The sequence below is a fragment of the Cupriavidus sp. 96C5-1 genome (genome assembly GCF_057798855.1).
Genome location: NZ_JBYOJU010000018.1, coordinates 1 through 21440 on the forward strand (window position 1 = coordinate 1; position 21440 = coordinate 21440).

The following is a 21440-nucleotide window of genomic DNA, read 5'->3' on the forward strand; positions in this document are numbered from 1 at the left end:
GATGACGAAGGTGGCGTCCTTGTTGAGATAATCCGCGCGGTCGAGTTCCAGCGGGTGCGTCAGCTGGATCGTCACGGTGTAGGGCTCGCCCATGCGCTCGACGGCTTCGAACGACACCACCGACAACGCCTTGGCGCTGGCTGACGCCGGCACCTCCAGAGAATACGCCTGCCGCCCTGTCACCGCCCGATGTGCTGTGTTGCCGTAAGCCTCCAGGCCATCCGTTAAGTCCGCCATGCTTGCTCCGTTCCCAGGGCGATCCAATCTCCGCACGCGCACCGCATTGCCTGAAGAACGCGCCCGCTCGCCTTGCATTAAACACGCGAGGACCGTGAGTCCTCCCCTGATTGTCCGTATCGATAGGCATCAATGACCGGATGCCACTAGCTATACCGCAAGCGGGGCCTCGATTGCTCTGGGAAATTTCTGCTTTTTGACCAGGAAAGGACCGAGTCAGTACACCGGGGACACTGGCAAGACGTCAATAGGAAAGGGTAGCCGCTCTACCTCTAGGTGACGACGATGCGTTTCGGCCTTTGCTCGAAATTCAGAATCTGAGTACGAAGACGCTGGCTGTGGTCAGCGATCCGCTTTGCGCGAAGGGCCTGATGCTGAAGGCAGATACAACGGCCGATGCGACGCTGATCTCCGCGCCCAATTCTCGCGATATCGCGCAGGCCGGAGGATGGCTGCATGGGGAGGAGCGCGCCATGTTCGGCGAACCCTATCTGAAATTGCTAACCGCCCCTCCCCCGCCCGAAATGCGCCCGCAAGGCCTCAATCATCGCCGCCGCCGCCGCCGAGTCCCCTCTCTCCTTCAACCGCACCAGGCAGATATCCCGCACCAGCGAAGGCAATTGCAACGGCCGGATCGCCAGGCCCTCCCGCTGGAACTGGAACAGCGCCAGCGCCGGCACCACCGTGATGCCCAGCCCCGCCGCCACCAGCGCTGCCACCGTGGCGAGATGTTCCACTTCCATCACCCCGTTGAGCTTGAGCGGATGCAGCGCCGCGTCCAGGTGCTGGCGCACGCTGCTGGTACGCGAGAGCTGGATGAAGGGCAGGCCCGCCAGCGCCTGCGGTGCGACGCGCCGGCGGCGCGCCAGCGGGTGGTCCGCCGGACATACCAGGTGGAAGCTGTCCGCCACCAGGGGCTCGATGCGCAGGTCGCTGTCCTGCGCCGGGGCGGGCGCCAGCGCAAAGTCGGCACGGCCGCGCCGTACCAGGTCGATGCAGCCGTCCGCCAGCAGGTCGAACAGTTCCAGCGCGATGCCGGGATAGCGCTGGTGGAAGGCGGCCAGGACCGGTGGCAGGTCGCCCGCGGCCAGCGACGGCAGGGCGGCGATCGATACCCGTCCCTTGCGGCGCTCGGCGTGGTCGCGCAACTCTTCGAAGGCGGTCTCGAAATCCGCCAGCAGGCGCGCCGCCACTTCCTCGAAGCGCCGCCCCTCCACGCTCAGCTCCACATGGCGCGTGGTGCGCTCGAACAGCCGCGTGCCGGCCTGTTCCTCCAGCGTCTGGATCAGCGCGCTGAAGGCCGACTGCGACAAGTGGCAAGCCTGCGCCGCGCGGGTGAAGTTGCGGTGCGTGACCAGGGCCACGAAGGCGCGCAGGTGTTTGACGGAGAGGTTCATTGGCAAGTACTCGGCGGCAGGCAGGCTCCGATGGCAAGCGGCTCCGGCCCTGCCGCGTTTCATCGAGAAAGTCGATAGATTAATCCAAATTATCCGCTTTTTGGCTGACGCGGGCGCGTCTAGAATGCCTCCATCGCCCGCGCCGTGCGGGCCATGTTTTCCTCACCAGGCCATTTCCCATGACCGCCCCTTTGCTGATCGGCTGCGGCGCCGGCTTCTCCGGCGACCGTACCGATGCCGCCCTGCCCGTGGTGCGCACCCTGATCGCGGCGGGCGGCCCGGCCGTGCTGATGTTCGAGACGCTGGCCGAGCGTACGCTGGCGCTGGCCCAGCTCGCGCGCCGCTCCGATCCCGCCCATGGCTACGAGCCCCTGCTGGACGCGCTGCTGGCGCCGGTGCTTGGGCTGTGCCTGGCCAACGGCATTCCCATCGTCGGCAATTTCGGCGCCGCCAACCCGCGCGCCGCGGCGCGGCGCGTGCGCGCGCTGGCTGCGGAGCTAGGCCTGCCGCCGCCGCGCGTCGCGGTGGTGGAGGGCGACGACCTCTCGCACGATGCCGGCCGCGCCGTGCTGCGGGACATCGTCGGCGCGGGCTTTCCCGAGGCGCGCTTCGTCTGCGCCAATGCTTACCTTGGCGCGCGGGGCATCGCCGACGCGCTGACCGAAGGCGCCCAGGTGGTGGTATGCGGCCGCGTGGCCGATCCCGCGCTGGCGGTGGGCCCGGCGATGGCCCACTTCGGCTGGTCGTGGCAGGACTGGGACCGCCTGGCGCGCGCCACCATGGCCGGCCACCTGCTGGAGTGCGGGGCGCAGGTCACCGGCGGCTATTTCGCCGATCCCGGCATGAAGGACGTGCCCGCCGTGCATGCCGTCGGCTACCCCATCGTGCGCCTGGATCAAGACGGCAATATCGAGGTGGGCAAGGCCGCGGATACCGGCGGCTGCGTGGACCTGCGCACCGTCAAGGAGCAACTGCTCTACGAAGTGCACGACCCCGCTGCTTATCTCACGCCCGACGTGATCGCAGACATCAGCGCGGCCACGGTCGAGCAGACCGGGCCGGATCGCGTGGCGGTGCGCAATGTGCGCGGCCGCGAGCGGCCCGAACAACTCAAGGCCAACCTGTTCTACCAGGGCGGCTGGATCGCCGAGGGCGAGATCTCCTACGCCGGCCCCAACGCCGCGGCGCGCGCGCGCCTGGCCGCGCAGATCGTGCGCGAGCGCATGCGGCTGCTCGGCCACGACGCCGCGATCCGCTTCGACCTGATCGGTGTGCTGAGCGTGTTCGCCGACGACGGCGGCCGCCTGCTGGCGCAGCCGCAAGCGGGCGAGGCGCAGGCACGGGACGTGCGCCTGCGCGCCGCGCTCGCGCATGAGGACAAGCCCGTGGCCGAAGCGCTGCTGCGCGAAATCAATGCGCTCTATACCTGCGGGCCGGCCGGCGGCGGCGGCGTGCGCACCGCGCTGCGCGCACGCCTGAACGCGATGTCCTGCCTGGTGCCGCGCAGCGCCGTCAACGCAAGCCACACCCTGCTGCCATGAACGCTACCCAAACCCATGCGGGCCACCCGCACGCCCCGGCCGCAACCATCGCGCTCTACCAGCTCGCGCATGGCCGCACCGGCGACAAGGGCGATCGCTCCAATATCAGCGTGATCGCCTACGACCCGCGCGATTTCGATCACCTTGCCGCCCATGTGACCGAAGACGCCGTTGCGGCGCTGTTCCGGCATCGTCAGCCGCAAGCGGTCAGGCGCTACCTCGTGCCATCGCTGCAGGCCATGAACTTCGTCATCGACGGCGTGCTCGATGGCGGCGTCAACGATGCGCTCAACCTGGACACGCACGGAAAGGCACTGTCCTTCCTGCTGCTGCAACTGGAAATTCCCCTGCCGCCACGCCTGTCCGGCGCCGGCTGAATATCCGCATCAAAACCAAACCACGACGAATCAAAGACTACAACGCATCGAGATTCGAACAGGAGACCAACGATGTCCGCATACAGCAAGCCCGCTTCCGCCCTGAAGGCGGCCACCGGCATCGCCGCCGCCGCGCTCGCGCTGCTGGCCGGCCCCGCGCACGCGGAGTTCCCGGACAAGCCGATCCGCTTCGTGGTGCCGTTCGCCGCCGGCAGCGCGACGGACCAGCTCGCCCGCGCGATCGGCCAGGCCATCACGGTGGACGCCAAGGTGACGGTGGTGGTCGACAACAAGCCCGGCGCCAACGGCTTCATCGCCGCCGGCGACGTGGCCAAGGCCAGCCCCGACGGCTATACCGTGCTGATCAGCACCAACACCACGCATGCGGCCAACGAGCATCTGTTCAAGAAGCTGCCCTATGATCCGGTCAAGGACTACGCGCCGCTGACCGCGCTGGGCCGTGGCGGGCAGATCATGGTGGTGAACCCGCAATTGCCGGTCAACAGCGTGGGGGATTTCATCGCGCTGGCGAAGAAGGAGCCGGGCAAGCTGAGCTTCGGCAGCGGCAGCTCGTCCTCGCGCATCGCCGGCGAGCTGTTCCAGCAGATGGCGCATGTGCAGCTGCTGCACGTGCCCTACAAGAGCAACCCGCTCGCGCTCACCGACCTGCTGGGCAACCAGATCCAGATGATGATCACCGACACCGCAACCGGCCTGCCCCAGGTCAAGAGCGGCAAGCTCAAGGCGCTGGGCGTGTCGGGCAAGGCCCGTTCGCCGCTGGCGCCCAATGTGCCGACCATCGACGAGGCCGGCGTCAAGGGCTACGAGATGAGTTACTGGTTCGCGGCCTACGCGCCGGCCAGGACGCCGCAGCCGGTGGTGGACAAGCTCAACGCCATGCTGGTGAAGGCAGCCAGGAGCGAGACCGCGGCCAGCTTCTACCAGACCACGGGCACCGAAGTGTTCACCAGTACGCCGGCCGAACTGGCCAGGTTCCAGGCGCTGGAATCGGCCAAGTGGGGCCGCATCATCAAGGCCGCCAATATCCAGCCTGAATAAGGCATGGCAGCCGTATCACCGTGCGGATGACCCGCACGGCGATACGGCCTTTTCCGCTTATTGCGGCAAGGTCGCCTTGTAGCCCACGGCATACGGCAGCTTGCCGGGCTTGGCGCTGCCCACCGGCTGCGACAGCGCGGTGAACTCGGTCTCGTTGAAGGCGGCGAGACCACCCAGTGCCGCCGCGGTCTTGCCGTTGCTGACCGTATCGGCCGGGGCTAGCGCCACCATGGCGGTGGCCGCCGCGCGTACGGCGCTCAGGTAGCTCGCGGTGTCATCCAGGCGGTAATTGTCCAGGTTGACGCGCTGGCGCAGCCAGTCGCCCCAGTAGAACTCCGTGAACTCGGTGGCGTCGGTCAGTTGCTGATAGCCGATATCGCGGGTGAAATACACCAGCGAGCGGTAGCGGTCGTTGCCCATGCCGTTGCGCAGGCCCAGCGACAGCGGCAGCTCGGCCGGCGTGGTCGGACGGTTCGCGGTGTCTTTCAGCCACATCAGGTTGCGCGCGCGCAGCGTGCGGAAGAAGGTGGCGCGGTCCTGCGTGGCGAAGTTGTCCTGCACCTTGATCCACATCTTCGCCTGCGGGCCGCCGTCCGCCGTTTCCCACACGCTGGTGAAGGTATGGTGGCCGTCGGTCAGGTACGGCTTGCCGGCCGGCCCGATCACCATGGTCTTCATATCCTCCGGCTTGGTGCCGACGGTCTTGGTGCAGGTGAAGGATGCCAGGTCGTCCACGCGCGAGGCGGCGGTGGTGGTCTTGGCCTTGTTCTGGCCGTTGGCCTCGCAGGCATCGTCGAACTTCTTGGCCGGGTCGGCGGCGTAGCGGCCCAGCTTGTAGTAGATCTGGTCGAAACCGATGGCGGGCTGGGTGGGGCGCAGGTCGGCCAGCGTGACTTGCACGATATCGCCGGCCTTGGCCTGCAGATAGGCGGTGGTGGGCGATTCGGCCGCCAGCGCTGTGCACACGCCTTGCAGGCGGCGTGCGGTGCCGGGCACGTCGCGCAACTGGTATGCGAGCCTGGCGCTGACCGGCAGCAGCGCCAGCGCGGCTTGCGGCTGGCCGGCGGCGGCGTCCTGCCAGGCTCCGTAGACCAGGCCGTTGGCCCCATTGGCGAGCGTGCCGCTGGCCCCGCCGGCCGTGTTGTAGCTCAGCGTGACGTTGCTGGCGATATGGTCGGCGGCGAGGCGGGTGCCGGCGATCGAGACAAAGTTGCGGCGGGTGCGGCCGGTCGGCGCGTTGCCGGCATCGAGCTCGGGCTCGGCGCACAGCCAGTCGCCGTCGCTGGCGCCCGCGGCGACCGCCTGCGCGCTCTTGAGCACCCAATTGCCGTTGCGTGCGCTGCCGTTGGCGTTGGTGGCCGCCTCGTCGACGAACAGCGTGGCCTGGCCGTCCTGGCGCGCCACGAACAGGCGGCCGATCCTGGCGCCGCCCAGGGTCACGGCAAAGGCACCGGGGAAGCGCTGCTGGTCGGCTTCCGCGCTCAGCCGGCCGCTCTCGCCGCCGGCGCAGTTGTCGGCATAGGCGGCACCGGCGCAGGCGCGCAGGGTGCCGTCGGCGAAGATCCTGACCTGCCCCGCACCGGACGTGCCGCCGGCCTGGCGCAGATAGCTGTAGACCCCCGCGATATCGCTCAGTTGGGCGCCCTTGTTGGCGGCGCTGACGTAGCCCTGCAGCAGGGCACCGCCGCCGGCGGCCAGGTTGGGCACCTGGCCCAGCGCGCCGGACAGCACGCCGGCATCGACCACGAATTCGAAGCCGATCGCGCTCGCGGCGGCAGCCAGGCCGGCGGGGACGTCGGCCGTAGCCGCCGCCAGCCTGGCAACCTTGTAGGTGTCGCCGTTGCGCGTGTAGCTGCCCACCAGGGCGCCGGCCAGGCCAAAGCGGGAATCGAGAAAGCGCAGCGTGACCTGGCCCGCGGCCGGCTGGTCGAGCTGCACCGATACCGTGTCGCCAAAGCTCGCCGCACCCACATAGAGCGAGCCGCCCGCCAGCGGCGCGAGAGCGGCGGGCTGCGTCACCGTGCCGCCATTGCCGCCGCCCGTATTGCCACCGGCGCCGGTTTGCGGTGCCGTGTCACCGTCGCCGCCGCAGGCTGCCAGCGCTGCCGTGGCCACGCCGCAGGCGATAGCCGCCCAATGCTTGCGCTTGATCATATCGATATCCCTCACCCGTTCCGTTGTTCTCGTTTGCCGTCCCGTGCTGTGCCGGGTGGCTAAAGAGCATCAATCTATGTCGGTTCGATGACCTGCCTGTGACGCAAGGCATTGTGGGCAATACATTGAGGATGGCGGCGGCGAACGCAAACCCGGGCGCGGCAGCGACCTTGCTGGCGGCAGGGCCGCTTCGCCGCAGGCCCGCGCGCCGGGCTACCATGCCGGCAGACCACGCATTCCACCCCACCATCGCCGCGCAAGGCCCGCAGCCATGCGCAGGCATACACAAGGCACAACATGAACGCACCTGCAGTTCCCAGCGCAACGGCGCGCCCGGATGCCCTCGCCCCACAGGCGCTGATCCGCACCTATGTCCGCGCCAAGGACGAAAACCGCCCGCACCTGATGGCGCATGCGTTTGCCCCGGACGCCACGCTGGAGATGACGGTCAAGTCCGAGACCATTGCCTTCCCCGGGCGCAGCGAGGGCCTGGCCGCCATCAGCGACGTGCTGGTGCGGCGCTTCGGCCAGACCTACGACAACGTCTACACGTTCTGCCTGACCGACGCCCCGCCCGGGGCGGAGGCCGGGCGCTACGGCTGCGACTGGCTGGTCGGCATGACCGACAAGGCCACCGGCGGCGTGCGGGTGGGCTGCGGCAGCTACGCGTGGGTTTTCTCCATGCAGGCGGGCATCCGGCGCGTGCAGGCGCTAACCATCGTGATCGAGGCCATGGAAGTGCTGCCCGCCGACGCCGCGCAGCCGGTGCTGGACGGCTGGCTGGCCCGGCTGCCCTATCCCTGGTGCAGCGCCGGGCAGGCCTGCGGGCAGGCGCCCGCGCTGGCGCAGCTGGCGCCGGTGCTGGCCTATCTGCAGGCGGGGGCAGGGTCCGGGGACCGCTGATCATGTATGGTGCGGTGTTGCGGTGTTGCGTCGTATCCCGCCATCCCGTTCACCGGATAGATCAGAGGAGCATCCCATGACCCTGCCCAACCTTGCCGGCCGCCGCCTCGTGGCACTTTCGCTGAGCGCCGCGCTTGCCCTTGCCTGCCTGCCTGCGCTGGCGCAAGGCCCGGCCCCCAAGGCGCCGCCGGCCCGGCAAGAGAACCAGGTTCCCGGCTATTACCGCATGATGCTCGGCCAGTTCGAGGTCACCGCGCTCTACGACGGCTATGTCGACCTCGATGCCCGACTGCTGAAGTACACCAGCCCGGGCGAGGTGCGAAGGCTGCTGGCGCGCATGTTCGTGGCTGCCACGCCGGGCATGCAGACCGCGGTCAATGCCTACCTGGTCAATACCGGCAGCAACCTGGTCCTGGTCGACACCGGCGCGGCCGCGTGCTTCGGCCCCACGCTTGGCCGCGTCGCCGCGAACCTGCGCGCATCGGGCTACGACCCCGGCCAGGTCGATACGGTGCTGCTCACCCACCTGCATGGCGACCACGTCTGCGGCCTGAGCGAGGACGGCAAGCCGGTGTTCGCCAACGCCACGGTCTATGTCGGCCAGGCCGAAGCCGGCTATTGGCTGGACGACGCCGCCGCACAGCGCGCGCCACAGGCGGAACAGTCCGCCTTCGCCATGGCGCGCGACGCCGTGGCGCCGTATCGGGCCAGCGGCCAGCTGCGCACCTATCGCCCCGGCGACACGCTGGTGGCGGGCGTCAGCGCGGTGCCGGCGTATGGGCATACGCCCGGTCACAGCGGCTACCTGTTCAAGTCGGGCGGGCAAAGCATGCTGGTGTGGGGCGATATCGTGCACAGCCATGCGGTGCAGTTCCGCCGCCCGGATGTGGCGATCGAGTTCGATTCGGATAGCCGGCAGGCGGTGCGCACGCGCAAGCGGCTGTTTGCCGATGCCGCGCGCGGCAAGCTGTGGGTGGCCGGCGCGCACCTGCCGTTCCCGGGGATCGGCCATGTGCGGGCGGAGGGCAAGGGCTATACCTGGGTGCCGGTGGAGTACGGGCCGTTGCGCACGGACCGCTGACGGCTTACCGCTTGAATCCCAGCACCAGCACGCCGGCGCCCACCAGCAGGATGCCGGCCCATTCGCGCAGGCTGGGGCGCTCGCCCAGGAAGATCACGGCGAACACGGCCACCAGCAGCAGGCTCAGCTTGTCCACCGGGGCCACCTTGGAGGCGTCGCCGATCTTGAGCGCGCGGAAGTAGCACACCCAGGAGGCGCCGGTGGCCAGGCCCGACAGCACCAGGAAGGTCCAGGTGCGGGGCGATAGCGTGAGCGGGTTGCTCCACTTGCCCGTCAGCACCACGAAGAAGGTCAGCACCACGATGATCACCGCGGTGCGCACCAGCGTGGCCAGGTCGGAGTTGACCCCTTCCAGCCCGATCTTGGCGAAGATCGCCGTCAGCGCGGCGAACCCGGCCGATAGCAAAGCCCAGTGGAACCAGCCGGTGGAAGTGGCCATGGTGTCGGTGAAGTGCGGTGAAAAGTTGAGTGGCCGGCAGAGCCCGGGGGGCGATCCATGCACGGCTCAGGAGCGCCGGCGCTCCATGGCGACCAGCGAAGGCACGAAGCCGAGCTGGCCGAAGAAGGCCGCCTCGGATGAACGGCCGGCGCGCAGCACCCAGGTGATATCGGGATCGTTGCCGACGATGTGGCGTACCAGCGCGCGGCCGATGCCTTGCCGGCGATGGCTGGGCGCCACCGCGACCATCGACAGGTAACCGTTGGAGATATCGTCGCACAGGGCGCGCGCGAAGCCGACGACCTGTCCGTCGTCGACCGCCACCACCACGCGTTGCGAGTTGGCGATCAGGCGGGCGAAGCGTTCCACATTGGCGACCCGGTGGGCCCACCCGTTGGCCGCAAGGAGTTGTCTGGCCGCCTCGGTTTCTTCTGGCAGCAGATTGCGGATTTCCATCGGGGCTCCCCATGCAAGCACATACGGCAACTCGGCGCAGCCCTTCTGGCGTGGGGCGCATCGCGAGGCGAGTGCGGCGCCTGGCCGCAAAAGACTGCACGCAGTGTAGCGAGCGCGCGCAGGCCCGTCAATTTGCGGGCCCCGTGTTGCGTCCGTCCGGTGGCGGGGTATCATGTTTGCCATGAATGCCTCGATCTTCTCTTCCGCCCATCCGGCCGATCAGCTGGCCGAGTTCACCGACGCCGATGCCGCGCTGGCTCGCATCCGGGAAATCTACGACGCTTCGGTCGGCGCCATCCGCGCGCGCTTCGACGCCTTTGCCCAGCGCCAGCCGCTGCCGTCCGCGGCACATGCCTGCTACCCGTACCTCGGCATCTCGGTCAACCTCGAAACCATGGTTACCGACAGCCGGCCATCCTGGGGCACGGTAGCCTACCCCGGCGTGTACGGCACCACGGTCACCCGCCCCGACCTGCTGGCCGACTACTACCGCGACCAGATCGAGCGCCTGATGCGCTACCACCGCGTGCCGGTGGTGGTCGGCGTGAGCCGGCGCCCGATCCCGCTGCCCTTTGTCATCGAAGCCTCCACCACGGATATCAGCTACACGCAGGCGCGCGAACTCGAAGCCTCCTTCGTGCTGCCTGAGCTGAGCCGCATCGACGACGCCATCGCCAACGGCACTTATGAGCCGGTTCCCGGCGAGGCCGGCCCGCTTTCGATGTTCCCCGCGGAGCGGGTGGACCTGGCGCTGCAGCGCTTGTATCACTACACCGGCACCGCGCCCCAGCACTTCCAGCGCTTCGTGCTGTTTACCAATTACCAGCGCTACGTGGACGAATTCATCGCCCTGGGCCGTTCGCTGATGGCGGCCGAAGACGCGCAGGGCGCCGACGGCTGCGTGCGCTTCGTCGAACCCGGCGATGTGGTGCAGCAGCGCGGCGAGGCCGAGCCCGACGACGCCCTGCGCCCGCGCGCGCTGCCGCAGATGCCTGCCTATCACCTGGTGCGCGAGGACAAGCTCGGCGTCACGCTGGTCAATATCGGCGTGGGCCCGTCCAACGCCAAGACCATGACCGACCATCTCGCCGTGCTGCGCCCGCATTGCTGGCTGATGGTGGGGCACTGCGGTGGCCTGCGCCGCTCGCAGCAGCTCGGCGACTACGTGCTGGCGCATGCCTATGTGCGCGACGACCACGTGCTCGACCACGACCTGCCGCCGTGGGTGCCGGTGCCGCCCATTGCCGAGATCCAGGTCGCGCTGCAGGAAGCGGTGGCGCGCGTCACGGGGCTCTCTGGCAATGAGATGAAGACCCGCATGCGCACCGGCACCGTGGTTTCCACCGACGACCGCAACTGGGAGCTCAAGTCCAAGTCGCTGTACGCGCGCTTCAACCAGTCGCGCGCCATTGCCATCGACATGGAAAGCGCCACGGTGGCGGCCAACGGCTTCCGCCTGCGCGTGCCCTATGGCACCCTGCTGTGCGTCTCCGACAAGCCGCTGCACGGCGAGCTCAAGCTGCGCGGCATGGCCAATGCGTTCTATCGCCAGCGCGTGAGCCAGCATATGTCGATCGGCCTGGAAGCCATCCGCATCCTGCGCGAGAGCGGTGCCGAGCAGCTGCATTCGCGCAAGCTGCGCAGCTTCGACGAGCCGGCGTTCCGCTAGCGCTGCCTCCCGCCGGACGTGCTTGCGCCCGGCATCTTCCCCTTGCGGGCATGCCGGCGCCGGGACCGGAGTCCACGGCCCGGCAGGCGGTGGCCGCGCTTACTGCTTGACGAGTTCGACGCGGCGGTTCTTGCCGCGGCCGGCATCGTCGTCGTTGCTGGCAACCGGCGATAGCGAGCCCACGCCCTTGGCCGTCAGGCGCGCCGCGGGAATCTTGTAGGACGCCGTCAGTGCCTGCACCACCGCGTCGGCGCGCTTCTGCGACAGGTCCAGGTTGCGCGCCAGCGCGCCCTGGTTGTCGGTATGCCCGACGATATAGACCTTGAGCTTGGGATCCGCCTTGAGCAGCTTGGCCATCTCATCCAGCGCGGGCTTGGACTCCGTCTTCACCTCGGCCTTGTCGGTGTCGAAGTAGACGCCATAGATGGCCACCTTGCCGGTCGACGCGATCGAGGTCTGCATGGTCCTGGCGTCGATCACGCTGACCTGCCCGGTCTGCATCGCCTTGGTCTCGATTACCTGCTGATAGATGGCGGACAGGTTGTTGGACGGGTCCGACATGATGTCGAGGAAGACATAGACGTCGCCCTTCGGCGTGGCCTTCTTGGCGAGGATGGCGCGGAACCCATCGTTGAAGGCGGCGTCGCCCTGGCCGGCCAGGCGCACCTTGCCCCCGTTGATCACATAGGACTGGAATTCGGGGCCACACTGATCGTTGCCCTTGCAGGAGAACAGCGTCTGGAAGCCGCCGTTCTGCAATGCGGCCTCGTAGTTGCGCGAGATTTCGAGCACGGACTTCTGCCCGGGAATCCGATAGGCGATGCGGGTGATCTTGCCTTCCAGCGCGAGCGTCTTTGGCGAGTGGTTCGTGGCGATGGGCTGGTTGGGCAATATCGCCTCGTCGTAGTCGACCTGCTGGTAGGCGCGTATCTGGGCGCCGGCAAACCGGGTCAACATCGGGTGGTCCTTGGAACCTGGCTCGTCCGGCAAGGACGCGGCAAGGACTGAGCCCGCCAGGCCGAGGCCAAGGACGGATACCGCAACACGCGCACGCACATCGACTATTCGGTTCTTCACTCGCAACTCCCTGGTAAATAACAAATCAACAAATACCGTTAGAGGCGAGATTTTGTTCCATGTCTGTGGTTTCTGTTGTTTTGCTGGTGGCTGTGTCTTGTGCACGCAACATCTGGCGCAGATTTCTTGCCGCTGCCAGTGGACAAGAGGCAGGCCGCATACGCATGCGTCTTGACAGCGGTGATCCGCATCAGCCACATGAATGCGCGCCGCTTCTCCCGGCGAGACGAATCCGGCCTTGCGGCGCACCGAAAAAACAGTTGCGAAGACTGCAACGCATTTGTTACCCTTCGCTCCGTCTTTACTACGGATTTATTTCCATGGACTGCTGTTCTAGTTGGCCCTCGGCCAAATCCTGAACGGCTAGGCAAGTCCAGGCGATACCTCGCCACTGCCTAGCCGATACCGGCGGGTAGTGGTTTCTTGCACGGGTTCTCCGTGCAAGCCATTCCCTCTACGCGTTGCTTTACCAGGCGATCCGCTTGCCGCGGCATGCACGCTTTCGTCCGTGCATGCCCACGCATGCCGCCGCCTGCGCAGACGCTGGCCATGTCAGCCAGCGTGGAGGCCCCATGCTGTACAGCTTCATTACATCGTGCCACGTCCCGCCGCACCAGGCCGCTCTTGCCGTGCCAGGCGGTGCTGACAGCCTCGCCGCCAGGCGCGGCCACGCGGGGGGCTGAGGGCGCTGCAAGCGCCAGGGGGAGCGCGGAGCCAATCCGCCTCCAGGTGTGCCGGGCTTGGCCTTTCGTCCCGGGGATAAGGAAACCATATGGACAGTTGCCCCAGTCGATTTTCTTATCGAAACCAGGCGTGCCAGCAGTCGTTCACCGGCCGCTGTCTTGCCTGACTGGTAAGGCGGCGGTGTCTTGGGGCCGGTCGGATACGACTCGCCCCGGCCAATCGGCAGGCCCGCTCCTTTGTTGAATTCCGCCGGGATTCCCCGGCATTGCGCCGCCCCGCCAACAGTGCAAAGTGCAATAGCGAAAAAGGGCGGCCAGGAGTCGAGCATGCGTAAGATCTTTTCCTCAACCGTTCGTGCATCCGCCATCACCGCACGGCTGGCCTCGCCATTTCTGCGCCGCATCGAAGCCGGCGCTTCCAGCTCCGCCTCCGGCACGGCACGGGTAGCCGATGCGCGCCGCGTCCCGCACAGCAACCGCGAGTTCGCCGACGCCGCCATCCGTTCGTGCCGGACCCTCTGGTAGCGTCTGCGCCGGTGAATTGAAATGGCATCCGGCGTGTCGGCCGCATCGGCGCGCTGGCTGTGTTCCTGCCGCGGGCACGCGCCGCGGAATTCTGCCTGTGAAGCCAAGGCCCCTTGGCGATATGCCGGGTCAGGCATAGAATCTCGCGCTTTGCCGGCAATGTCTGTTACCGCGCCGCGCTCGCCCGAGGGTCGATGGGGCGGATCCAGCAGGTATCGGCCCCTCCCGTGGTGGGACAAGACACCCCGCGGCGCCGGCGATAAACTTCGAAGCGCCTGATGGCACCGCACGGCATGGCTTGCGTTCCGGCGGCCTTCGCACTTCGCACCTCGCGCGACTTTAGAACAATGACCAAGAATCACCATGCGGTCGTTACGCTGGCCAGCCTCACGCTTGCCGGCTGCTTGCGCTATCCGCATGCGTCAGGGCACCTGGTCCGTACCGCGGCCATCGCTGCCTGCCTTGCGGATCTGGTTGGCCTGGACGCGGCGGACTGCGAGCGCATACGGCTTGCCACGCCAGTGCACGACGTCGGCAAGCTTGCCATTCCCGATGCGGTGCTGCTCAAGCCCGGCAAGCTGCTTGCCGAGGAGCGCCAGGTGATGGAGCGTCACGCCGAAATCGGCGCGAACATACTTGCAGGCAGTTCGAATGCGCTGTTGCGGCTGGCGTCGCAACTCGCTCACCATCACCATGAGCGCTTCGATGGCACCGGCTATCCGTGCCGCCTCGCTGGCCGGGAGATCCCGCTGGCCGCGCGTATCGTGGCAGTCGCGGACGCATTCGATGCCATGACCGAAGCGCGTTGCTATCGCCCCGGGATGACCGACGACGATGCCTTGTCCATCGTCTCGGCGGGGTCCGGCACGCATTTCGACCCGGACGTGACGCGCATCTTTCTCGCCAGCATCCCGCAGATCCTGCACAGCCGCCGCTCAGCGGAAGCGCTGATCGGCGCCGGCTCCGAGATGGCCGTGGTCGCGCGCTTCTACGGCCTGAATCGCGACGCATTGCGGCAGATCCCTCGCCGGGAGCATGCCTGACGCGAAAGCTGCCGCAGCGTCCTTCGGGCTGGCGTCCCGGGCGGGCGTTAGAAGCGGTAGCCCACGCCCATGCTGAACAGCCACGGATCCAGGCTCACGTTCGAGACCTTGACGCCGCCCGCCTTGACGTCGCTCGACAGCCACACCTTCTTGACGTCGGCATTGAGGAACCAGTTCTTGGTGAGCTTGTAGTCCATGCCGATCTGCAGCGCCGGCGCCACGCTCCAGCTATCGAGCGATAGCGAGTTGCTGGCGATGTCGGCACCCCAGATGCGGGTGAAATTCAGGCCGGCGCCCACATAGGGACGGAAGGTACCGTTGGGGATGAAGTGATACTGCACCAGCAGCGTAGGCGGCAGATGCGTGAAGGAGCCGATCTTGTTGCCGTCCAGCGAGACGTTCTGCTTCTGCGGCACGGTCAGCACGAGTTCGGCGGCGATGTGCGGCGTGAAGAAGTAGGTGACGTCGAGTTCGGGAATCCACTTGTCGTTCACCGTGATGCGGTCCGACGGGCCGACCCCGCCGATCGGGTCCGACTTGTTGGCCATGTTGAGGGAGGTGGCGCGCAGGCGCACCATCCAGTTGCCCTGCGTTTCGTCGTCGGCGGCGGCAGGCGTCGCGGCAACGGCACCGAGCAAGGCAAGTGTGGCAAGAACGGTGGTGGAAAGACGGGTAGGTAGAGACTTCTTCATGATGGTTGGCTCGCTTATTGGGAAACTTCACGCACAGTGTGGCGGAGCGTTCCCGGTCGAACCTTGACCGAAAGCAAGAAGATCCCTATCGGTGGCGCACGCTGCCTTGGGCGTCGCGGCGTTGCCACGGCGTCCCGTTCATCGGTGCCGATTGCAGCGGAATGCGCCCTGCATTGGTCCGTTCATGGCCGCCTTCCGCATTTCCAATGCCGGTGCGGGCTTCTAAGATCATGCGCAAATATTCGTGGCAGCGAGCCGCGGCGGGCCTTACGCTGTGCACACAGTCAAGCAACGAGCATGTCGTGGGCGTCCCGCAAGGGCGTCTTTCCGCGTGTGCCCCGTGGGGGCGGGGCACACCGGTTTTTCCGCGGCGAGACCTTGGTTGCGGATGCAGCCGTTTTAGTCCGCGATGGCCTCTTCGCGCTGCGCCTGGCTGGCGGCGCGCAGGTGGCGGTTCACACCCGAGACCACGGCCTTCAGCGAAGCCGTGACGATGTTGGCGTCGATGCCGGCGCCGAAACCGGTAGCGGAATCGCCTACGCGTACCTCCACGTAGCAGGCCGCGGCGGCGTTCGCGCCGGACGAGAGTGCGTGCTCGTGGTAATCCATCACCCGTACCGGCATATCGAGCGCGCCGGCGAAGGCGCCGACGAACGCATCGATCGGGCCGTTGCCCCGGCCGCGCACGCTGACGGGTTTGCCCTCCCGCACCAGTTCCACTTCGATCTCCACCTGGCCTTTGCTGTCGGACACCAGCTGGTGGCCAGCGTAGCGCAGCGGCACCTCGTCTTCAAGATACTCGCGCCTGAACAGGCGGTAGAGATCGTCGGCGCTGGCTTCGAGCCCGCTCTGGTCCGTCATGGCCTGCACCGCGCGGCTGAATTCGATCTGCAGGCGCCGCGGCATATAGATGCCATGCACCTGCTCCAGCAGGTAAGCCATGCCGCCTTTGCCGGACTGGCTGTTGACGCGGATCACGGCATCGTAGCTGCGGCCAAGGTCCGCCGGGTCGATCGGCAGGTAGGGCACTTCCCAGATACCGTCGGCCTGCTGCTGCGCGAAGCCCTTGCGAATCGCGTCCTGGTGCGAACCGGAGAAGGCGGTGAAGACCAGGTCGCCCACATAGGGATGGCGCGGATGCACCGGCAACTGGTTGCAATGCTCCACGCACTGCCGCACTTCGTCGATATCGGAGAAATCGAGCGTGGGGTCCACGCCTTGCGTATAGAGATTGAGCGCCAGCGTGACAAGGTCGACATTGCCGGTGCGCTCGCCATTGCCGAACAGGCAGCCTTCCACGCGGTCCGCGCCGGCCATCACGGCGAGTTCGGCGGCGGCTACCGCGGTGCCGCGGTCATTGTGCGGATGGACCGACAGCACGATGTCGCTGCGTCTCGCGAGATGCCGGTGCATCCATTCGATCTGGTCGGCGAAGATATTGGGCGTGCTGCATTCCACCGTAGTCGGCAGGTTCAGGATCAGCGGACGGGCCGCGCTCGGTTGCCAGATGGCCGATACCGCATCGCAGACCTCGAGCGAAAAGTCCAGCTCGGTCATGCTGAAGGTTTCCGGCGAGTACTCGTACGACCAGGCGGTCCCGGGCATGGCGTCCGTCAGCGCCTTGATCAGCCGCGTGCCTTCCAGCGCGATCTCCTTGACCTCGTCGCGGCTCGCGCCGAACACGATGCGGCGGAAGGAGGGCGCGATGGGGTTGTACAGATGGATCACGGCGCGCGGCGCGCCGCGCACGGATTCGACGGTGCGGCGGATCAGGTCTTCCCGCGCCTGTGTCAGCACCACGATGGTGACGTCGTCGGGAATGCGGTCTTCCTCGATCAGCATGCGCACGAAATCGAAATCGGTCTGCGATGCCGAGGGGAAGGCCACCTCGATCTGTTTCAGGCCGATCTTGACCAGCTGCTCGAAGAATTGCAGTTTGCGCTGCGGACTCATCGGCTCGATCAGGGCCTGGTTGCCATCGCGCAGATCGGTGCTCATCCAGATCGGCGCGCGCGTGATGCGCTGATCGGGCCAGGTGCGATCAGCGAGATCGACGGCGACGGCGGGGCGGTATTTGGCGGCGGGGTTACGCAACATCATGACGGTTCTCCTTCCTCGCGGGAAGATGCGGGACGCGAAGCGCTAAAAAAAGGCGCTGAATGCTAAAGCGGAAAAAGGGTGGCGCAAGGCTGCCGAACTGCCACGAGGCCCTAGGCCCGGCAACCGATCGGTAGGTCTAGCAGTAGCGAGGAGGAGAGGCGCACGGATAGCGCCGGCGCGATGGCCAGTGCACGGCCTGCCGCCAGCACGCGCGCGGCAGCGGCGATGCGGAACGCATCGGCGGCTTGGCGGTGGAGGCAGGTGGTCTGGTGCATTGCGCGCTGGGTGGGAAGCGGGGCCGGATGATACGGCTTCCGTCGATTCCTTGGGTGTTTTGGCCGGGTGCGATAACGCCTTTGCGGCAGCTATGCACCCGAAAGAGAATAGTCGAGAAGCGACGCGGGCGTCAAGTAGCCGGCCATCGGACGCGTCATGGCCATCAGGCGGTCCGGTCGCGAATACCCATGCCGATGATTGACCGGCTTTATTGGAATGCAACGGAATGATGCCCGGCGCCACCGGGCAGGTATCGGAGCGGGAAAGAGCGGCGGGAACGAGGGGCGCGCTATTGCGAAGGGGGGCGGGCGAAGCTGCAAATCCGTGCCGCGCACCCCAAAGCGTACCCGTTTCTGCGTGGTCGAAAACACGCCGGCGACGGCGTGTTTTCGATGTGTTTCAGCGTTTCGCCACGAAGCGGATGACCTGCTCGCCCGCACGGGCGCCAGGCGCTGGCTGAGCGGCGTCCGTGGTGCTGGAGCCGCAGGTATTGCAGCCGCCGCTGTCGCAGCCGCTGGCGCAGCCGGCCGCGGCCTGCGGCGCCAGCCATGCCACGGCGCGCTGGCGCCATCCGGTGGCTGCGCCGCCGCCGAGACGCGCGGCCAGCCCGGCCTTGAGACGCTCGCGCGTACGCGGCGCGTAGCGCGCCGCCACCGAGACCGCGCAGGCCAGCACGATCAGCGGCACCAGCAGGGCTTCAAAGGCGTGATAGAGGCTCATGGCTGCGGTCCTTTGCTTTAGCTGAACATCAGCGCGATGCGGTAGGTAGCGAAGGCGGCCAGGTAGCCCAGCCCTGCCAGGTAGGCGGCCGAGGCCGCCATCACCTTCCAGGAGTTGGTCTCGCGCCGGATCACCGCCAAGGTGGAGATGCATTGCGGCGCGAACACGTACCAGGCCAGCAGCGACAGCGCGGTGGCCAGCGACCATTGGGCGGCAATCATCGGCGCGAGCTGGCTGGCGACGGCGTCCTCGCTGCCGGACAGCGCATAGACGGTGGCCAGCGCGCCCACGGCAACCTCGCGCGCGGCCAGGCCTGGCACCAGCGCGATGCAGATCTGCCAGTTGAAGCCCACCGGCGCGAAGACATGCTCCAGCGCGCGGCCGATCATGCCGGCGAAGCTGTAGTCGATGGCCGGGCCGGTGGCGCCGGCCGGCGGCGACGGGAAGGTGGCCAGGAACCACAGCAGCACCGTCAGCGTCAGGATCACCCTGCCCACGCGGGACAGGAAGATGCGGGCACGCTCCCACAATCCGAGCGCCACGTCGCGCGGATTGGGGATGCGGTAGGAGGGCAGCTCCATCAGCAGCGGATGGTCGGTGCGGTCGCGGCGGAAATACTTCAGCACGTAGGCCACCACCAGCGCGCTCACGATGCCCGCCACATAGAGCGCGAACAGCACCAGCCCCTGCAGGTTGAACAGCCCCATCACCGTGCGCGCCGGGATGAAGGCGCCGATCAGCAGCGCGTACACCGGCAGCCGCGCGGAGCACGTCATCAGCGGCGCCACCAGGATGGTGGTGATGCGGTCGCGCGGGTCCTGGATGGTGCGGGTTGCCATGATGCCGGGAATGGCGCAGGCAAAGCTCGACAGCAGCGGGATAAAGGAGCGTCCGGACAGGCCGGCGCCCATCATCAGGCGGTCGAGCAGGAAGGCGGCGCGCGGCAGGTAGCCGGATTCTTCCAGCGTCAGGATGAACAGGAACAGGATCAGGATCTGCGGCAGGAACACGATGACGCTGCCCAGGCCGGCGATCAGGCCATCCACCAGCAGGCTGCGCAGCATGCCTTCGGGCAGGTGGCTGCCGACGATCTCGCCGAACCAGTGCACGCCGCCCTCGATGCCGTCCATCACCGGCGCGGCCCAGGAGAACACCGCCTGGAACATCAGGAACAGCAGCACGGCCAGGATCATCAGGCCGAACACCGGGTGCAGCACGATGCGGTCGAGCCGGTCGTCCATGGCGGCCGTGCGCGCCGGCATGGTGACGGCGGCATCCAGCAGGCGCTTGACCTCCTGGTGGACGTCCAGGTCGGAACCGGTCTCGGCGGGCGCCGCCGGCACCGCCGGCAGGGCGGCGTCGAGCGCGGCCAGCAGGTTGGTCGCGCCGTTCCGCTTGACGGCCACGGTCTCCACCACCGGCACCCCGAGCGCGGCGGCGAGCTTGTCGCGATCGATGTGGATGCCGCGCTTGGCCGCCGCATCGCTCATATTGAGCACCAGCACCATCGGCAGGCCCAGGCGGCGCAGCTCCAGCACAAAGCGCAGGTGCAGGCGCAGGTTGGTGGCATCCACCACCGACACCAGCAGGTCGGGGCGCGGCTCGCCCGGGCGCTGGCCCAGGCATACGTCGCGCGTGATGGCCTCGTCGAGGCTGGCCGCATGCAGGCTGTAGGCGCCCGGCAGGTCGAGCACCCGCACCTGGCGGCCGGCCGGCGACACGAAATGGCCTTCCTTGCGCTCGACGGTGACGCCGGCGTAGTTGGCCACTTTCTGGCGGCTGCCGGTCAGGCGGTTGAACAGCGCGGTCTTGCCGCAATTGGGGTTGCCCACCAGCGCAACGCGCAGGGCGGGACGCTGGGAAGCGGAAGTCGGGGAGACGGCAGACATGGTCTTGGCAGGTGCCCGGTCAGGCAGCGGAGCGTTTGGCGGCGGGCGCGTCGGGCTGCGCGGCCGGGGAGATGCTGGAGACGGAAGCGCTGACCGCCTCCACGGTAATGCGCGCCGCCTCCGAGCGGCGCAACGCAAACCGGGTAAAGCCCACCTGGGCAACCAGGGGATCCATGCCGAAGGGCCCCAGCGCGATGACCTGCACGGCCTCGCCGGGGACAAAGCCAAGCTCGCGCAGGCGACGAGCCACGGGATCGTTGGAGGAGGTGTCATCGACAGTCACGATGACTGCGGCAGTGCGCCGCGGAAGTTCAGACAACCGCATGAGGCTTCCAGTCCGTTGGCGCGAGGCACGGCACGCGGTCGGCAAACTCACGCCAGGGTTGGTAAATGAAAATCGTTCCCATTGTAGCCGATTTGCCTGGCGGCGTTGTGTTTTTGCGCGGCTGAGCGTTGTGCTTGTGCAGATGAAAAGCAAGCAGCCACGCCGCGCTGCGCGCGCGGCTTGCGCAAAGGCGGCGTGCTCGCCGCTTCCATGCCGCTTGCCCGGCCGCCGCCGATACGCGGCAGGCGAGTGTTAGCATGGCAATCTGTATCGAGACCCACGAGAGCGGGCTGCATGAAGCCATCCTGCTTGCGCACGCCGCGGCTGTTGCGCGCTTCTCGACACGCCAATCCACGGAGAACGAACGATGATTTTCGAAATTGCGCAGTTTCAGATCAAACCGGGTACGGAAGCCGCCTTCGAGGCCGGCGTGGCCAAGGCCGCAACGTTGTTCCAGCGTGCCCGCGGCTGCCACGGCATGCGGCTGCTCAGGTCGATCGAGAATCCTTCGAACTACACGCTCGAAGTCAAGTGGGAAACCGTCGAGAACCACATGGTCGATTTTCGCGAGTCGGAGGATTTTGCCGAGTGGCGCAAGCTGGTCGGCGAGTACTTTGCCGCGGCGCCCGATGTGGGGCACGTCAGCGTCGCGGTAGCAGGGTTCTGAGGACAGCCGGTCCCGCTGTTTCACCCGTGACTGTTTCACCCGTGAGATGGGGGGAGCCGATTAACGCATTTGCGTTATTGGTCGGAAGGGGGGGGAGCGGGTAAGCTCTCCGCACGCTGAACACCCCGTT

At 67.3% G+C, this 21440-nt stretch carries 21 protein-coding genes and 1 pseudogene; 9 read left to right on the forward strand and 13 right to left on the reverse strand.

Annotated elements, in window-relative coordinates:
• Both AC3FOF_RS19890 and AC3FOF_RS19895 read right to left on the reverse strand, forming a co-directional pair.
• Nucleotides 1-237 (reverse strand): annotated as a pseudogene (locus AC3FOF_RS19890) (type VI secretion system tip protein VgrG); the annotation flags it as partial.
• A gap of 500 nt (nt 238-737) precedes the next feature.
• Entirely contained in the window at nt 738-1634 is an 897-nt protein-coding gene (locus AC3FOF_RS19895) for a LysR family transcriptional regulator (RefSeq protein ID WP_488727561.1), read from the reverse strand.
• A 179-nt stretch (nt 1635-1813) separates the two neighbouring features.
• Here AC3FOF_RS19895 and AC3FOF_RS19900 point away from each other — a divergent pair, with 179 nt between their 5' ends.
• The 3 genes from AC3FOF_RS19900 to AC3FOF_RS19910 all read left to right on the forward strand — a co-directional run bounded on the left by AC3FOF_RS19900 (nt 1814) and on the right by AC3FOF_RS19910 (nt 4611).
• Nucleotides 1814-3175, forward strand: a complete 1362-nt coding sequence (locus AC3FOF_RS19900) for an acyclic terpene utilization AtuA family protein (RefSeq protein ID WP_276268762.1) — start codon at nt 1814-1816, stop codon at nt 3173-3175.
• Nucleotides 3172-3552, forward strand: a complete 381-nt coding sequence (locus AC3FOF_RS19905; RefSeq protein WP_276268763.1) for an AtuA-related protein — start codon at nt 3172-3174, stop codon at nt 3550-3552. Before AC3FOF_RS19900 ends, AC3FOF_RS19905 begins: the two co-directional genes overlap by 4 nt.
• A gap of 72 nt (nt 3553-3624) precedes the next feature.
• Nucleotides 3625-4611 (forward strand): Bug family tripartite tricarboxylate transporter substrate binding protein, encoded by a 987-nt coding sequence (locus tag AC3FOF_RS19910; RefSeq protein WP_017226670.1) that lies wholly within the window; start codon nt 3625-3627, stop codon nt 4609-4611.
• Nucleotides 4612-4668: 57 nt separating this feature from the next.
• On the opposite strand, the gene AC3FOF_RS19915 is transcribed toward AC3FOF_RS19910, so the two are convergent.
• Nucleotides 4669-6765, reverse strand: coding sequence for a ParB/Srx family N-terminal domain-containing protein (locus AC3FOF_RS19915; RefSeq protein WP_488727562.1), 2097 nt, complete (start codon nt 6763-6765; stop codon nt 4669-4671).
• 297 nt (nt 6766-7062) lie between these two features.
• On the opposite strand from AC3FOF_RS19915, the gene AC3FOF_RS19920 reads away from it, so the two are divergent.
• Nucleotides 7063-7668: a nuclear transport factor 2 family protein gene (locus tag AC3FOF_RS19920; protein ID WP_488727563.1), complete on the forward strand. Its 606-nt coding sequence runs from the start codon at nt 7063-7065 to the stop codon at nt 7666-7668.
• 76 nt (nt 7669-7744) lie between these two features.
• Nucleotides 7745-8749, forward strand: a complete 1005-nt coding sequence (locus AC3FOF_RS19925) for an MBL fold metallo-hydrolase (RefSeq protein ID WP_488727564.1) — start codon at nt 7745-7747, stop codon at nt 8747-8749.
• 4 nt (nt 8750-8753) lie between these two features.
• Here AC3FOF_RS19925 and AC3FOF_RS19930 read toward each other — a convergent pair whose 3' ends face one another.
• Both AC3FOF_RS19930 and AC3FOF_RS19935 read right to left on the reverse strand, forming a co-directional pair.
• A complete protein-coding gene (locus tag AC3FOF_RS19930) occupies nt 8754-9188 on the reverse strand; it encodes an EamA family transporter (protein ID WP_017231042.1) in 435 nt (144 codons plus the stop codon).
• A gap of 66 nt (nt 9189-9254) precedes the next feature.
• Nucleotides 9255-9644, reverse strand: coding sequence for a GNAT family N-acetyltransferase (locus tag AC3FOF_RS19935; RefSeq protein WP_017231041.1), 390 nt, complete (start codon nt 9642-9644; stop codon nt 9255-9257).
• A 172-nt stretch (nt 9645-9816) separates the two neighbouring features.
• On the opposite strand from AC3FOF_RS19935, the gene AC3FOF_RS19940 reads away from it, so the two are divergent.
• Nucleotides 9817-11313, forward strand: coding sequence for an AMP nucleosidase (locus AC3FOF_RS19940; protein ID WP_017231040.1), 1497 nt, complete (start codon nt 9817-9819; stop codon nt 11311-11313).
• Between the two features lie 99 nt (nt 11314-11412).
• Here AC3FOF_RS19940 and AC3FOF_RS19945 read toward each other — a convergent pair whose 3' ends face one another.
• Entirely contained in the window at nt 11413-12390 is a 978-nt protein-coding gene (locus AC3FOF_RS19945) for an OmpA family protein (protein ID WP_488727565.1), read from the reverse strand.
• Nucleotides 12391-13400: 1010 nt separating this feature from the next.
• On the opposite strand from AC3FOF_RS19945, the gene AC3FOF_RS19950 reads away from it, so the two are divergent.
• Nucleotides 13401-13598: a hypothetical protein gene (locus tag AC3FOF_RS19950; protein WP_488727566.1), complete on the forward strand. Its 198-nt coding sequence runs from the start codon at nt 13401-13403 to the stop codon at nt 13596-13598.
• Between the two features lie 347 nt (nt 13599-13945).
• The gene (locus AC3FOF_RS19955) at nt 13946-14641 is read left to right on the forward strand and encodes an HD-GYP domain-containing protein (RefSeq protein WP_488727567.1); all 696 of its coding nucleotides are present in this window, start codon (nt 13946-13948) and stop codon (nt 14639-14641) included.
• Nucleotides 14642-14688: 47 nt separating this feature from the next.
• Here the strand turns inward: AC3FOF_RS19955 and AC3FOF_RS19960 are convergent, their stop codons facing one another.
• The 7 genes from AC3FOF_RS19960 to AC3FOF_RS19990 form a co-directional block, all read right to left on the reverse strand.
• Nucleotides 14689-15333: an OmpW/AlkL family protein gene (locus AC3FOF_RS19960; protein ID WP_488727568.1), complete on the reverse strand. Its 645-nt coding sequence runs from the start codon at nt 15331-15333 to the stop codon at nt 14689-14691.
• A gap of 399 nt (nt 15334-15732) precedes the next feature.
• Nucleotides 15733-17430 carry a 2-isopropylmalate synthase gene (gene leuA / locus AC3FOF_RS19965; RefSeq protein ID WP_276268792.1) on the reverse strand — a complete coding sequence of 566 codons (1698 nt, stop codon included), beginning with the start codon at nt 17428-17430 and terminating at the stop codon, nt 15733-15735.
• 113 nt (nt 17431-17543) lie between these two features.
• On the reverse strand, nt 17544-17708 hold the full coding sequence (locus tag AC3FOF_RS19970) for a hypothetical protein (RefSeq protein WP_488727569.1): 165 nt from the start codon (nt 17706-17708) through the stop codon (nt 17544-17546).
• Nucleotides 17709-18108: 400 nt separating this feature from the next.
• Nucleotides 18109-18429, reverse strand: a complete 321-nt coding sequence (locus AC3FOF_RS19975; RefSeq protein WP_276268771.1) for a DUF6587 family protein — start codon at nt 18427-18429, stop codon at nt 18109-18111.
• A gap of 17 nt (nt 18430-18446) precedes the next feature.
• Nucleotides 18447-20318: a ferrous iron transport protein B gene (gene feoB, locus AC3FOF_RS19980; RefSeq protein ID WP_488727570.1), complete on the reverse strand. Its 1872-nt coding sequence runs from the start codon at nt 20316-20318 to the stop codon at nt 18447-18449.
• A 19-nt stretch (nt 20319-20337) separates the two neighbouring features.
• Nucleotides 20338-20643 carry a FeoA family protein gene (locus AC3FOF_RS19985; RefSeq protein ID WP_017229017.1) on the reverse strand — a complete coding sequence of 102 codons (306 nt, stop codon included), beginning with the start codon at nt 20641-20643 and terminating at the stop codon, nt 20338-20340.
• Nucleotides 20644-20690: 47 nt separating this feature from the next.
• Nucleotides 20691-20939, reverse strand: coding sequence for a hypothetical protein (locus tag AC3FOF_RS19990; protein WP_488727571.1), 249 nt, complete (start codon nt 20937-20939; stop codon nt 20691-20693).
• Nucleotides 20940-21010: 71 nt separating this feature from the next.
• Between AC3FOF_RS19990 and AC3FOF_RS19995 the strand changes: the two genes are divergently transcribed.
• Nucleotides 21011-21310 (forward strand): antibiotic biosynthesis monooxygenase family protein, encoded by a 300-nt coding sequence (locus AC3FOF_RS19995; protein WP_017229015.1) that lies wholly within the window; start codon nt 21011-21013, stop codon nt 21308-21310.
• The last annotated feature ends 130 nt before the right edge of the window (nt 21311-21440 follow it).

What these genes read in the sequence shown, in the direction of transcription:
- AC3FOF_RS19975 (WP_276268771.1), bottom strand. Translation starts at nt 18,429, where the DNA reads ATGAGCCTCTATCACGCCTTTGAAGCCCTGCTGGTGCCGCTGATCGTG.
- AC3FOF_RS19935 (WP_017231041.1), bottom strand. Translation starts at nt 9,644, where the DNA reads ATGGAAATCCGCAATCTGCTGCCAGAAGAAACCGAGGCGGCCAGACAA.
- AC3FOF_RS19985 (WP_017229017.1), bottom strand. Translation starts at nt 20,643, where the DNA reads ATGCGGTTGTCTGAACTTCCGCGGCGCACTGCCGCAGTCATCGTGACT.
- AC3FOF_RS19925 (WP_488727564.1), top strand. Translation starts at nt 7,745, where the DNA reads ATGACCCTGCCCAACCTTGCCGGCCGCCGCCTCGTGGCACTTTCGCTG.
- AC3FOF_RS19990 (WP_488727571.1), bottom strand. Translation starts at nt 20,939, where the DNA reads ATGCAGCCCGCTCTCGTGGGTCTCGATACAGATTGCCATGCTAACACT.
- AC3FOF_RS19895 (WP_488727561.1), bottom strand. Translation starts at nt 1,634, where the DNA reads ATGAACCTCTCCGTCAAACACCTGCGCGCCTTCGTGGCCCTGGTCACG.
- AC3FOF_RS19960 (WP_488727568.1), bottom strand. Translation starts at nt 15,333, where the DNA reads ATGAAGAAGTCTCTACCTACCCGTCTTTCCACCACCGTTCTTGCCACA.
- AC3FOF_RS19915 (WP_488727562.1), bottom strand. Translation starts at nt 6,765, where the DNA reads ATGATCAAGCGCAAGCATTGGGCGGCTATCGCCTGCGGCGTGGCCACG.
- leuA (WP_276268792.1), bottom strand. Translation starts at nt 17,430, where the DNA reads ATGTTGCGTAACCCCGCCGCCAAATACCGCCCCGCCGTCGCCGTCGAT.
- AC3FOF_RS19920 (WP_488727563.1), top strand. Translation starts at nt 7,063, where the DNA reads ATGAACGCACCTGCAGTTCCCAGCGCAACGGCGCGCCCGGATGCCCTC.
- AC3FOF_RS19900 (WP_276268762.1), top strand. Translation starts at nt 1,814, where the DNA reads ATGACCGCCCCTTTGCTGATCGGCTGCGGCGCCGGCTTCTCCGGCGAC.
- feoB (WP_488727570.1), bottom strand. Translation starts at nt 20,318, where the DNA reads ATGTCTGCCGTCTCCCCGACTTCCGCTTCCCAGCGTCCCGCCCTGCGC.
- AC3FOF_RS19955 (WP_488727567.1), top strand. Translation starts at nt 13,946, where the DNA reads ATGACCAAGAATCACCATGCGGTCGTTACGCTGGCCAGCCTCACGCTT.
- AC3FOF_RS19970 (WP_488727569.1), bottom strand. Translation starts at nt 17,708, where the DNA reads ATGCACCAGACCACCTGCCTCCACCGCCAAGCCGCCGATGCGTTCCGC.
- AC3FOF_RS19905 (WP_276268763.1), top strand. Translation starts at nt 3,172, where the DNA reads ATGAACGCTACCCAAACCCATGCGGGCCACCCGCACGCCCCGGCCGCA.
- AC3FOF_RS19940 (WP_017231040.1), top strand. Translation starts at nt 9,817, where the DNA reads ATGTTTGCCATGAATGCCTCGATCTTCTCTTCCGCCCATCCGGCCGAT.
- AC3FOF_RS19950 (WP_488727566.1), top strand. Translation starts at nt 13,401, where the DNA reads ATGCGTAAGATCTTTTCCTCAACCGTTCGTGCATCCGCCATCACCGCA.
- AC3FOF_RS19995 (WP_017229015.1), top strand. Translation starts at nt 21,011, where the DNA reads ATGATTTTCGAAATTGCGCAGTTTCAGATCAAACCGGGTACGGAAGCC.
- AC3FOF_RS19930 (WP_017231042.1), bottom strand. Translation starts at nt 9,188, where the DNA reads ATGGCCACTTCCACCGGCTGGTTCCACTGGGCTTTGCTATCGGCCGGG.
- AC3FOF_RS19910 (WP_017226670.1), top strand. Translation starts at nt 3,625, where the DNA reads ATGTCCGCATACAGCAAGCCCGCTTCCGCCCTGAAGGCGGCCACCGGC.